This is a genomic window from Lysinibacillus sp. GW823-FHT06C08 (assembly GCF_058795135.1).
In genome coordinates this window covers 343,891-358,647 of record NZ_JBXAHN010000001.1, presented here as the reverse complement: position 1 = coordinate 358,647, position 14,757 = coordinate 343,891, and the positions used below count along the sequence as shown (strand labels likewise).

Here is a 14,757-nt window from a genome sequence, read left to right as displayed (position 1 = left end):
TCAAAGTATGGCACGATGTCATGTCGTATGACCCGTGCCAGTGACTTCTTTATTTTGTTTCTACATAGATTGCTACTGGAAGATTGACACCACCAGCATGCATTAGTTCTAATTCAATCGTACCTGATGAACCTTTCATTTCGTAATCAGGCAACTCCACATATTCTTCTCCTACTCGTAAAGAAGGCACTAAATGGACCTTACCATTCACCTTAATTGCACCACTGTATAAGCCTCCGCGACCAGCAAGTTTCAGCTTAATCGTTTTTGTAGACCCAGTTGGATTTACAACAGGAATTGACACCTTGTAGTTCATACCGAAATGACCTGGATTTCCGACTGCTCCATTAATTTGTGAAAATGAATTTTCAGCTGTTTGTAAATGGTCAGTACGGCCATTCGAAATGTTATAGCCGACTTCTGGCGAATCTACTGTATAGGCTGGTAGCTCTGCTAGAATTGTAGCGCTTGACCAAGCACCTCTTGGATGTTTCGCATACTCATCGATGGCAACCTGCTCCGATTGAATCGTTGTTAAATCACTATTGTCTTTTGTAAGCACTGTGCGAATCATATACTCTGGTTTTCCACCATTGACCGCTTGAATATCTAAATCATGTAAAAAACCAATAATATATTCATGGTGTAGATCGTATGTTTCAATGACCTTTGTTTCTCCTGGTGCAATGACAATTCCGCTACTTTCTGATTTTTTAAGCTTGTTATTTAAGGTAGCATCAGCAATTGTCAAACCAATATCATGCCCTACCCAGCTATTACCTGTCTTTTGATTAATACCTCTTGAATTTACAACTTTAATACTCTCTGTCGTAGATTTGTTTTGAACCGTAATCCCAATATTGACATCTGTGCCTAGTGTATTGTAATGCCAACCAAAGACACGATGCTTATTCGTTACTGCCGTTGAGTTCACGTCATATTGCGAAAGCGTCACATTGTTCTTTGGGACAAGCTTACGCGTTAACGTTTCAGGATTATCACTAATAAATAAATCACGATCTCCCTCTAAACGAGCAGAAGGTACAGCTGCTGGCGATGATGTAGAGCCATAAGATTTTTCAAGGAATGAACTTGTATACATATAACGGTAAACGTAAATATACATTTCTTTTTTATCACTGATATAACGTAAATTTCCGCCTAACGCATTCACAAGAAACGTAATAGGCACATACATTTTTCCTTTTTGAATAAACGGTTTTTCTGTTAATGTTACCGTTTCGTTATTCACAAGAACCTCATTGCTATTATCTTTGAAAACAAAGCTCATCCCAGCAATTTGTAATTCAAAGGAATTGTCTGGGAGCCATGCACCCGCAGAATCATCTAAATAATCATGGATATAGCTAGCAGGTAAATAAGATCTTGAATCCTTCATAATAATAGGATCTTTCATCACGATACGTTTGTTATTGATATGTAAAATATAAGGGTCTTCCTGAGGCGTTTCAGGCAGATCATCTGACATCGTAATATCTACCGATTGTGTTTCTGGGTCCCAATGAACATTACCATCAAAGTTTTCACTAACGAAACGCAGTGGCATATAAGTACGATCTTGATGCATGAACGGTGCGACATCCATCGCCACTTCTTGTCCATCTACTAAAGCCGTCATCGAATCAATCTTTAAATCCACAATCTTCCCGTTACGAGTAGCTGACGCTGTCTGTGTTTCTTTATTCCAATCCACATTCGCACCAATCGCTTCATATAAAGCACGCATTGGCAATAATAAGAAATCCGATTTATTTAAAATAGGGTCATAGACACTAATCGTCTCTCCATTAATTGTAATCGAAACATTGTTTTTTATCTGAATTCCATTGTTACTAATTGCTGTTGCAGATGCTTGTCCAGGTAAAATTGTAGCCAAAGCAACCGCTGATACAATACATGTATTCCTTAGTTTCTTAAACATGCTAATCTCCTTTTTTTCACATTCAATTGTCTTTATCATCTTAACATGAAAAAACCCCAAAATGTGGGATTCTTATCGAAAAAAGTAGAATTCGGTACTAGAGTTCTAACCTCTCTCCTTCAAAAGCTTCATATGAAGTAAATGTTATTCCAAAATGCCAGTATATTTTCTTGCAAACTGTTTTCTTCCTTAATAGCTCCTTATATATACCCTCCTTTGAAGCAAATTTTAAAGCAATGGTGTAGCTGCTTTCTATGCAATTCATACCGATATATAGATAGTATTTGATAGGTAACTAGATTGGCCGATATTATTAGAACAACTAGCAAACTATTTTATAAAGTAGACTCTTTTTATTTTAAAAAGTTACATAGCCTGGGAAAATGGTGGATTATTCTCGTGTTTTGTATTAAAAAAAGCTTCATTCCTAAAATACGGATAAAGTTTAACTGAGGTGGACGATGGCGATATAAGGAAAGCACCCTCAGCTGAGAGTGCTTATAATAGTTATTGATTTCATTGAATGCCCGTTTTGACTTAAAACATAGAAAAATATATAGTATCATATGAATTATTTTAATTTCCATATCATTTCTACCCATTCCGGATGGTCGATAAATGGATTACGATTACCTTGGATTTCATAAATTCGATTGTTTCTTTGTCTTTCATAGTTATCTACTGGATCATCCTTGTGCCACTGCAATAAGACAGAAAGTTTGCCGTGGTAAGGTGCCGAGCCATTATTTACTTTATCATTTAATTCAAGATCAACCTTATCTCCTGGCTCATAACGCGTAGCCATGTAAAACAGCATTCGAGCAACATCACCTTTTACACGTTTCGGTGGTTCGAACGAATCGGAATCCCTCAGACAACCCGTACAACCAGTCACTGGACTTCCGCCATTATCGAAGTCTAAATTACCCCTAGAGCTATTAACCTGCACATCCGTTGGGCGTAAATGATGAATATCTGTTCCAGGTCCATTACTAGTTCCGAAATTACCATGGGATTTTGCCCAAGTATGCTCTCTATTCCAGTTCCCTACATTTCCGCCGCTATTTGTTTTGGAGCTAGATTTTCCAGAGTAAAATAAGATGACATTACTTGTATTATTTGGATCTTCATCTGTATATTTTATGGCGTTCCAAACTTCATTATAAGAAAGTATTTTTTGCTTCGAAATGATGTCATGAAGCGCACTTTTTAATGCCTGTCCATCTTTATTCAGTGCTCCAACATAATAATCGTTGGCTGCAGATACTGTCACACTGAAATTTGTAGTCACACTTTTTTTGCCATCTGAAGCCGTCACCCCAACAATATGACTGCCCTCTGCTAAATTAAGCGTGAGGATATTTCCTTTTATAGAACCTTTTGTAGCCGTAAACGATAATTCATCACCATCTGGATCAGAGAAATGATCTGTTAATTGAATATTAATGACTTCTCCAACTGCTATCGCTTTGTTTGTAATAGGCTTTTTAATAGTAGGTTGCTTATTTTCAGACGGTAAAGAAGGATCCTCAATGGGATCCCCTTTTGAATTCGTAAATTTGACTTTCTCAGGAGCCGCACCATTTATAAACTTTATTGATGGGATATCAATTTTGTCAGCCCCTCTAATTTCTTTCACATTCGAACCGTCAATCGTTATAGATTTCATAGCATTACCTTTTAGATCAATAATTGCTCCTGCTTTATCAGGATTTATGATTACATCCGTTGTCTTAAATCCTTCACCATGTAATTCAGCATAGTTGCCTTTTAAGAAAATACCCTTTGTAATAACAGATTGAGCATCTAAATGTACTGCCACACTCGGTTTCGTAATCGTCAATTTATCGGTTTTAAAGTTCTTAAAATTATAGATTGTTTCAGGCTGTATTGGTTCAACACTTGAGCCACTTTTCAAATCAATTTGAACCATGACTGGATCATGATCACTTGCGCGTCCTGCCATATCTGTAAAGTCTGCATTTATGTGCAAGATATCAATCTCAGATTTATTGACTAAATTATTGGATACTAAAATATGGTCTAATACTTGTGAATTCCCTTGATACACATATGTGTAACGATCAGAGTCGTCTACTTTATTAATCATATTGGTCATTAATTGACCTTCATGAATTTTAAGAGCCTCTGCAAATTGATAGTCGTTAAAGTCACCTAAAGAGACAATATTTGCATCCTTATTGTTTGTTTTAATGTCTTTGACAAAATCATAAACAATTTGTGCAATTTTTTTGCGTTGTACCTCACTACCATTTTGAGGTGGCTGTATTGCACCAAACAATGGTGTGTCACCTGATTTTGAATTCCAATGGTTTGCGATGACTACTACATCTTCCCCTTGGAATTCAAATTGAGCAGCTAATGGTTTACGGCTACTATTAAACGCTGCATTTGTTGGATCAATACGTCCTGGATTCAATGTTAATTTTCCATCTTGATAGCCCACTGCTGTAGTAGCATTACCTGTTGGCAAGCCCTCCTTCAGCTTCACACGATCTGGGTTATAAAGGAAGCCCACGCGTATATTTGCGTTAGGTGCGCCACCATCCTGATTGTTAATTGGATCGATATTAACATACTGATAGTCGACGCCACCTGCTGCTTTAATAGCGTCAATTAATCTTTTATAGCTTTGATCTGCCTTCGAATCACCTACAGTTGCCCCGTTATTATCTTGTACCTCTGTTACACCAACAATATCTGGGCTTTTCATATCAATCCCGATAGCTCTTGCTAGTTTTCTCGCCTTATCGTCAGTTGTGGACGATTTATTATTGGAGAAATTTTCTAGATTGTATGAAGCAATCGTTAGTTTATCATCAGCTTTTACAATTTTTGTTTTCTCCGGTGATGTAGATCCTTTTTGATGAGCTGCTTTCATTTCATCTAATGGAACATAAATTTTAAAGTTTTGATAGGAATAACCGACAATACCTGTAATAGGACCCTTAAAGGTATCACCTGTCGCTACTTCAAAATCACGTGCAGTGCCATTAGGTTCTAGACGAAATTGTATTCTATTTGGATTTGCATTACCCTCTTCAAACCGAACACCACCATGGAGAGTATTTGTTTGCTCATCTTTTAGTACCGTTACTAAATCACCATGCTCTTGTGGTGAAACAGCTTTTACATCCCCTACTTCAACACGCATACCTTCAATACTTTCCCAAAAATCAATGGCGTCGATGGTTGGGTTGAACGTTTGCAGATGATCGCTGTCAATGTTACTGAAAGACATTTTTAATGGATCGATTTTAATAGGTTCTGGTAAGGCAACACTAGTTTTTATAACATCTACTTTTCCACCCTGATCGTCCCGAACATTAATTTGTGTTGTTTTTAAATCTGTTTGCTGCCTATCATCGTATCCATCATAAGCATACTCACTTACTTGTCCTTTCACGGAAACTAAGTTACCGACGCTGAGTGGTAATTTCTTGTTTCCGCTATATAGAAGAATTCCCTCCGATGTATTCGGGTCATCATCTATCCATTCATCAGGAGTTTGAATTGTATAATAATTGTTTCCTCCTAATGCAAAGGAGTAGGTTACGATTCCCTCAATTCCTTCAACAGTTTTACCATTGAACGAAGAGGTATGACTAGCACCTTGAATATCATGAATTTGTAATTTATCAGTAAGCGTATATTCATACGTAGCCACTTCACTTAAAGTACCGTCTTTGGCTTTGACCACTGCTTTTAATATAGTAGTTTCAGTAATATCAATCGGTGCCTCATATTTTTGACTTTCAACAGTTGGATCAGAACCATCTACTGTGTAATAAATTTCCGCTTCTGCCGTAGTTGTAGTCAACGTAACGCTAGTTTTTCCAATAAATGTCCCGCTTCCAGGTGATGCGATAGCAGGTTTTAAAGTAGAGCTATCAGCGACGATATCCGCTTTTGATCTTGGAATCACTTGATAAGCTTTATCGAACTCTTGAACAATCCCCGTTATGGATTCATAGATAGTATCTTTAGTCAATCCAAGAGTATTTGTTTCATCACGCACAATAAAATTAGTACCATCACTTGCCGTAAAATTAGCATAGCCTGGTTGTTGATTCACATCTGTTAGCGTTACATTTTTTACTGTTACTAACTGTGATTCATTCTCTTCACTCACTTGAGAACCTGTTACTAATTTGGGTATGGGTGCACCGGTATTTTCAACCTTTTCAATAATAGTAGCACTATCTAATTGTAATAACCCTCTATAGTCCGCTAATTTACCTGTAAGCGTTACTTCGTCTCCAACTGTCATAGCTAGACTAGTAGGTCGAACAGCGATACCACCTGTTTCATCTTGAACAGAGAATGTATTTTTCAAGGTCGCTGCTACTTTACCTTTAATCGTTACTGTTTCCCCAATCCCTTTCGCTCTTGCCTCACCAATAGACAGAGTGACTGGTACTTCAGGGTCCGTTGGATCGACTGGCCCCGGATTTTCGGGGTCAACATTTGTATCCATTGTATGCTGTCCTAAATTTGAAAAATCATTATTGGGGAATGTCGTCCATTCTGAAGCTGAATTAAACGTGTCAGAGATATTCATATCGCCAAAAAGGACTGAGCTTTTTCTTACTAATGTGACGTCCTTTGCAAAATCTGCTGAAGAGCCAACCTGTCCAATTGAGTCAATTATTTCCGAGGACTTCTTTAAGACGATTGGATCATTCCCATTAAAGTTGATAACAATCGAATTTTCAAGATTCCCTTTGGCTTTTATAGTAGCATCAGCATCTTTATGATAGACAACATACGTTGCTCCATTATCTAAAACACCTGATAGACTCATTGTTTTATCTGCGGCCTCTGCACCATTTGTATGAAGCTCTAATGTATAATTACTTAAATCTACCGGTGAGCCCGTACCATTGTAAATTTCAATTGCCTTATTAAATGAACTTCCCTCAATATACTCTGAAATAATTAAATCCTTTGCAAATGTTTCAGCTTTAACTGTAAGTGGTGCTACTGGTGCGACAACGCCTGCTACTAGTGTGGTTGCTAAAAAGGCATTTACGGGCTTTTTCCAATTCTTCTTGGACATCAAGTCAATTCTCCTTTCAATTTTAGGAAGTTTTTTTGTAAAAATTAATAGCAAAGCCTCTACTCTCTGAATAGAAGGCTTTGCAAATCAACTTATAGAATTGTTTCTCCATTCACTGTGATTCCATCGAAATCCACTTTATCAACATCTATTTTGGAAAGATCTAGATTTCCTTCTACTTTTACATTTACAAATGATAATTCATTTGTGACAGTACCTGTTATGATTAAATGACCCTTCACTACAGCATTTTCTAAGATTGAAATATTGTTAATATCAACTGTTACATTGCCTTCATATACTTTAGGGGTAGTAACTGTGCCGGAGAATTCAGTTTCAGCAATATTTTCGTCAGGTACTTGACTGTTGGAAACGTCTACAACTCTTCCCTCAACTTTTGAATTGACTGTGCCAAGAGACGTAATATGCTCAGCAAGGTTTTCCCAATCTGATAAACCTAAATCTGTCACACGGCCCTCTTCGTATGCTTTTTTGAAGACATCATAGCCATCTCCACCTTTAGCTGTAAACGCATTTGTAGCTATTGTATACGTGACATTATCCTGAATCTCTACATATTTCCCTTGTCCATCCATATATGAAACTTTAACAATTCGTTGACCTTTTGCTTTAGTTGAATCGAATTCAACCTTTGCACCTGAAACATGTAAGAAACCACCATTTTCAGCTGGGTATTGTCCAACACTCACTTCTAAAGCTTCTTTTAATTCTTTGCCAGTTAGGCTCATCGTCGCTAAAGTATTACCGAAAGGAAGTACCGTTATGACTTCACCCACTGTAATGGGCCCCTGATTAATACCAGCTCGAATACCCCCACCATTTTGAAGTGCCATAATGACATCATTGTTATACTGTTTAGCCTTCTTTAGCATTCCATCTGTAATTAAATTGCCTAATGGAGTTTCATTTTTTCGAACACTTGGTTTTATATTATCTCCACCTGTTCGAGGATTATCTAAGGCAATACTTGCGGTTGCCCCAGTCTCTGTATTAGAAAGCTCTTCAACTTTATCTTTAAATGGTTTTAATGTTGCAAGCGCTTGCGCATCCTCTACATAATCAGCTACTTTTAACAAAGCCCCATTATGTGCAACGACAACTCCTTTGTTATTAAAGGTAACATCTAAAGTTCCTAAATAATCATTGTACTGATAGGCTTGAACAATCAATGTAGCATCCTTTGCTTGTCCAGCAATATTTTTATCTACCACAACAGGTTTATCTAGCTGGGTATGACTATGCCCACCTACAATCACATCAATTCCTTCAACAGATTTTGCTAAAATTTGATCATTATCATACGCTGGATTATCATCATAACCAATATGCGTTAAGGCAATTATTTTATTAACACCTTTATCTTCAAAGGCTTTGACTGCTTTTTTGGCTTCTGTAATATAATCTTCAAACGCAATACTGCCTGGAGACGATATATCTTTCGTTTCAGCCGTTGTTAATCCGAAAATGCCTACTTTCTCTCCATTCATTTCTTTAATAATTCCATTGTAGATTTTTCCGTTTTGAGGCTCACTAGAGATAAGGTCCGTAAATAAACCTGTGAACTTTGTGTCCTTTGAAAAATCAATGTTAGAAGAAACGAATGGGAATTGCGAGCCTTTAATGAAATCAACTAAGGCTTGATGTCCCTCAGGAGTAGCGCCTAAATCAAATTCATGGTTCCCGAAAGTCATGACATCATACTTCATTAAATTCATAAACGCTAAATCAGCTTGTCCTTTAAATTCGTTAAAATATAAAGTTCCCGAGAAAACATCACCAGCATCTAATAGTAATGCGTTTGGTTTTTTAGCTCTAACCTCCTTCACAGCGGTTACCTTTCTAGCGATATTCGCTAGATTAGCATGCGTGTCGTTCGAATGCATTAACGCCAAAGTAAACTGCTCATTGCCATTCCCACCTTATACCACATCTCTCTATCTGGGCTTTCGGTTTGGGCCTACACCGTACAGGCGACTTTCATCGCATACGGCGTGCCATCAATAGTCTAAATATTCAAAACTTATTTCCCCACTACAATATATATGTAAACATAGTAATGTTAATGCACTATTTTTATAGTATCTATAGTATGTAAATAAATTGTAATATTAGTAATGTAACAGCTATCATAGAAAATTTGATAAATTTTAAAAAATATTATAAATAGGTTTACAGTTCCAACATGCTGCCGGTAAAATAGATCAATAAAAGAAGAACCTCCTAAATGAAAGTAGTTTAGGAGGTTCTTCTTTGGATGGGAATATATGCAGTTTCTAAATAAACTAAAAAAGAATCACACAGGAAAGTGATAGAAAAAAGAAAAGGACCCACCCGAAGGTAAGTCCTTTCTTATGAATTGCTCTACTGAAAAAGAAAGTAAGCAAAAATAGGTTTATTCTTTTAGTGTGAAAAAGATGTATAAACAATACAAATTAACCCTCAAGAACGCTCTCAAATGAATGTTTGGAAACGCACTTAAAAACCTCAAAATGAAGTTTAGTTATTCCATTAAAGGGCGCGATTTTGGAGCAACACAGGTAGAAATAATCAAACTTATAAAACCTAACTTAAAACTGCTAAAGAAGAATCCCTTTTGATCAATCTTTTTTCAAAAGGGATTCTTCTTATTTAACGCAAAATAAAGGATTGCAAGGCATTTTTGTTCAAATTACATTTCAAAGCAACGCACTTTCTTTACAGAGCCTCTAATATAAACTTCTCGATTAAATATTGATAAACAACCTATCAGTCATTTGATAAGCTGTTTATTATATTCAATCCACTTTTCCATTTCCCTCTCAACTGCTCTATTTTGCCATTCAAACCAAATCCCTGAACATTCACTACAATGACTGTCTACCCCGTTCTTTCTATACGTATCTCTATAAGTAAATATAGTTTTTTTACGACAACTGTAGCAAAAGATTTCTTTTTCTTTATAAAATTCCATATTTAACCTACCTAATGATTTTTACTTATTCATCTCCTTTTTTCATTAAAGTTATTCAAGCATTTTTATGAGTTAAATTTTCAAGAGTTTTCTATTGCATAGTTATTAGTCTATTAAGACAAGAATTGTACTAAAAAAGCAAATAACATTGGGTAAGATAAGAAATTAAAATAAATACTACAAGGAATTTCTCTATACTAAATAAAATTAGGATTTTTCTACTTTCTACTTTCTACTTTCTACTTTCTTACATAGAATAGATACAAAATAAAAAAGAGACAATCATATAATATGATTGCCTCTGAATTTAACTTTTAAAGAAACAAATTTGGGGAAATAAGTTTCTTATAGATTTACCACTGACTGGGTTTCTTCGCTCCTGCTAGTTTTACCCTTCTCATATGTTACCATACAAGTCCAAACGGCTAGCAATCTACACTACTACAAACCCGCTGCCATCTTATTAGCCTCACTAGTGCTGACACACCTCTTCTAACAAGACTTCAAACGTTCCACTACTTCCATCCCTTATTTTGATTTCCTTAGGTTTCCACTATCCAGGAATAAGAACGACCGGTTTAACAGTCAATTCATCGATCGCCACTATAGTATTTCGACTATAGGGATGTACAGTGAGCTCCTAGCTTTATTTCGCACCATACACTAGCTTACCCTGCCTACATGGATTCGTCTGCCTAACCATAGAAATCTTTTAAAGAACCCCGCCCCGGTACCACCGGGTACGACTTCACCTGACTTCATCCCTTTTGTGTGATTCAGCACAGCACTGGATGCAGGAGGATTAGGTACTTGTAGACTGACTGTTTTACAAGAACAGGACTTTCACCTGTTAACTGGAAGTAATAGTTAGAAAGAAAACCCCATATTTATTGCTTAATGCAAAACATGGGGTTTTCACTTCCACTCATTTCACTGAATGAATTAGCTTATAGAGTAACGTTTCGTTTAGTTTTATTAAGAAGCTGTAACTGTGAAAGTACCAGTTTTAACTACTTTACCTTCAGCATTTAGTACATTAACAGTGATTACTGAAGTACCAGCAGCTACGTGTGTTACTTTAACTTTATTTCCTGAATCAACTACAGCATTCACTTTAGTTGAATCAGCAGAAATAACTTCAAGAGTTTCACCTGTAGCAAGTGCAACTGTAGTATTTGAGTCTGTGTCATTAACTGCTGCTAATGTTACATTACCTAGTGCAGGTGTAATAGCTACAACTACAGCATTATTATACTTTGTAACAGCTGCATCTAAATCTGCTTTTGCATCAGTTAATTGTTTTAATGTAGCTGTCGCTGGATTAACTGCTTTTGCAGTAGTAATAGCAGTTGTTAAAGCTGCTTTAGAACCTTCAACTTTGTTACCTACTGCTTTACCTTCAGTAGCAGGAGCAGCTGCAGTTGTATCTGCAGTAGCAATTGAAGTGTTTAAAGCTGTTTTTGCAGCTTCAAGTGTTGTTGCAGCACCTTTTGAATCTAATTCCACAGAAGTTGCTTCTATTTTAGCAATGATATTACCTGCTAAATCTTCAACAAAACGTGGGTTAGTAACTTCAACTGTAGCAGCAACTAAACTTTTCTCTAGAGTTAAGATAAGAGTTTTATTAGTAGCATCTGTTGTATCTACTTCAACTTTATCTACTTTAACGTTATTACCTGATGATTTTAGACCATCTTTTACAATGAAATCTGACTCTGGTTTACCACCAGCTGTAAGTTTAACAGCTTCATTGAAAGTAATTTTAATTTGATCGTCTCTGTTTTGAACAGCAGTAATTTTTTCAGTATCAACAGTAGCTGCAATTTTGTCAACAACAGTTGGTGATACACCACCTGTGATATTTTTACCTAAAACATCAACAGTTGAAGGAGATGCTTTAACAGCTAATGTAACTGCATTACCATCTTTTTTAGCATCTTCAGCTAAATCTGTTTTTAAAGTGAATGTTACTGTTTTACCATCAGCAGAAATTTCATTATGAGCAATTTCAGAACCAGTAATAGTGAAATCACCTTGTACTAGTGATTGAATTGGGTTAGAGAATTCTACTTCTACTTTATTTTTTGCAGTAGCTTCAACTGAGTTAATAATAGTAGTTTGTTGTCTATCAACAACTAATTCTCCCTGTAATCCCTCTAAGTAATTTCCAGCTAAATCTTTAACTAGTTGTACTTTTACTTTGTAGTTAGGGTTAAGAGGTGTTGTAACTTCAGGAATTGGATTACTGAAGTTAAGAATAACTCCTTTTGAATCTTGAGTCACATTAAATGATGCAATTGTTATTTTTTTATTATCTGGACCAGTTACAGTATATTTATCAATATCAACGATTGAACCGTCTCCACTTGTAGCCATTGCTTCATTGAATGCAACATAAATTTGTTTATTGTTTAATTGAGTAACAGATACTAATTTAGGAGCAGTTACATCTTTTACAGATAAAGTTGTAGTGTATGGAAGCATTACATTTTTCAATGTAGTGTTATCAGCTACACCATTTACACTTAAAGTGTAATCAGTATTATCTTTTAAAGAACCTAGTAATGTAATTGTAACTTCTTTATCTTTTGATACATTTACAGTACTAGAAATTGGTTGTACTTTACCATCTTTATCTTTAATCACATAGTTAGCAGCTTTTTTAGCGATATCTGTATCTAATGATTTTGTGAATTTGATAGTGATTTGTTTGTTGTTAGAATCTTTAACAAATGTAGAGCTAATTACTTCTGGACGAGTTTGATCGATTACAGGAGTTACTTGAACTTTAGTATCTTTATCAATTACGTTACCAGAGTAGTCTTTTACGTTAGTAACAAATAAATCTGTTGTATAAACAAGTTTATTGTCACCAGTAAATGTGAATTCATATTTATCATCAGCAAGTTGTTTTACAGATGCAGCTTGCTTTTTAGATCCACCTTGCATCCAATAAATGTTAGAAGCAAATACTTGTTCAACTGGCTCAGAGAATTTAAGAACTACTTTCTCAAATGAAGCACTTACAACTGATACAGTTGGAGCAGTTTTATCTTCAACAACGTTGAATTTAGTGTCAGCTTTCACTGTTTTGAAGTTGTTGTAATCTTCAGTACCTTCAGCAGTTAGAGTGTGTTCTCCATCTGTTAAAGTAGAAGATAATTTAATGATAACAGTGTTTAAGTTAGTTTGAATTGAACCAACAACTACTTTACCATCAATTTGGAATTGTGAAGTTTGAGCAGCTTTTACTGGCTCGCTGAAGTGTACGCGAATAGTTTTGTTACCTAAAGCTTCTACTTTAGCTACAGTTGGCACTGTATTATCAAGTGGCTTGAATTTTAAATCTTTAGCATTGATAACTTTATCGCCAGCTTTAATGTTGTTTACAGCTAATTTATACTCAGATTGGTTCTCAAGTTTGTCAACAACAGTTAAAGTTACAGTGCTACCATCTTCAGAAACTACTGCAGTATCAACTACAGGATCGTTAGCACCAGTAAGAGAATAGTTACCTGCTTCAGCAGCTGTAGCTGGATCAACTTTACCGTCGAACTCTACTACTACTTGTTTAAGGTTAGTTGCAGATACAGATTTAACTGCAGTAGCTGTAGTTACAACATAAGTAACTTTAGCTTTGTATTCAACATCCTTAATTTTGAAAGTAACTTCTGTTTCTTTGTTAGGCTCTAAAGCTTTTTCTAAAGTAACAGTTTCTTTAGTACCGTCAGATAAAGTAACGTTTAAAGTTTTAGCGTCAACTACTTCGATTTTGTCAACTTTTGGAGTAGCATCTACGTTTTCAATAGTACGTGAGAATACCACTGCGAAGTCTTGGCGAGTAATTGGAGCATTTGGGTTTAAGTTTGTTTTACCATTTGCTTCAGAACCTTTGATAACGCCGTTTGCAACTGCGATTTCTAGGTAAGATTTAGCCCATGGTTTAACAGTAGAAGCGTCAGCGAATTCGCTTAGATCGCCTTCACCCTCTAATTCGAAAGCATCTACTAAAATTTTAGCAGCTTCAGAACGAGTTAATTGTTTGTTTGGTGCGAATTCAGTAGCACTTACACCTTCAAAAATTCCGTTTTCTACAGTTGCTGCGATAGCATCGTAGTACCAAGCATCAGCTTTAACGTCTTTGAAGTTTACATCACCTTCTGCTTCTAATTCTAGAGCATTAGTGAAGATTGTAGCAGCTTCCGCACGTGAGATAGTTTTAAGTGGGTTGAAGTTGCCGTTAGCATCCCCTTGGATTACACCAGCGTCTACTAAAGATTGTACTGCTTCTTTAGCGTAGCCAGAGATTTTGTTGAAGTCGTTTAATTGTGCAGCAGATGCTACAGGTACGATTGCTGATGCAACTAATGCAGCTGTTGCTGATGCCGCGAAGAACTTACGGCCTTTGTTTTGCTTTGCCATTAATTTATTCCTCCCTAATATTCCTAAAAATTGATATTATTCCGATGAAAACTATAGTATCACCATAATTAGTTGCCTAAATTTATGTATTATAGCTTTCTCGAATAATTCAAAACTAAAGCAAATTTTCTTAGTAAAGTTACTAGAAAAAGAGTAGTAGAATACCATTCTAGTAAGCTTATTCACTTTCTACAATAATATAACATTATCTTTTCCGAAATTCAAGCACTGGGACATAAATTTAGATATAGAAGATTTTTTTACCATGGTATTTACTAGACGGCTATTTTCTTCCAACTAATTTTACCCTCAATTGTATTGGTAACATATAGTTCCATTTCC

3 protein-coding genes and 1 pseudogene are annotated in these 14,757 nt (G+C 35.9%); all 4 read right to left on the bottom strand.

Features of this window, described 5'->3' with window-relative positions; genetic code table 11:
* Nucleotides 1-49: 49 nt before the first annotated feature.
* The 4 genes and pseudogenes from AC1Q6O_RS01635 to AC1Q6O_RS01620 all read right to left on the bottom strand — a co-directional run bounded on the left by AC1Q6O_RS01635 (nucleotide 50) and on the right by AC1Q6O_RS01620 (nucleotide 14,415).
* On the bottom strand, nucleotides 50-1,942 hold the full coding sequence (locus AC1Q6O_RS01635) for a stalk domain-containing protein (protein ID WP_492400886.1): 1,893 nt from the start codon (nucleotides 1,940-1,942) through the stop codon (nucleotides 50-52).
* A 571-nt stretch (nucleotides 1,943-2,513) separates the two neighbouring features.
* A complete protein-coding gene (locus AC1Q6O_RS01630) occupies nucleotides 2,514-7,022 on the bottom strand; it encodes an endonuclease (protein ID WP_492400885.1) in 4,509 nt (1,502 codons plus the stop codon).
* A gap of 92 nt (nucleotides 7,023-7,114) precedes the next feature.
* Nucleotides 7,115-8,941: pseudogene (locus AC1Q6O_RS01625) on the bottom strand (bifunctional metallophosphatase/5'-nucleotidase); the annotation flags it as partial.
* A gap of 2,027 nt (nucleotides 8,942-10,968) precedes the next feature.
* Nucleotides 10,969-14,415, bottom strand: a complete 3,447-nt coding sequence (locus AC1Q6O_RS01620) for an S-layer homology domain-containing protein (RefSeq protein ID WP_342531890.1) — start codon at nucleotides 14,413-14,415, stop codon at nucleotides 10,969-10,971.
* Between the last annotated feature and the right edge of the window lie 342 nt (nucleotides 14,416-14,757).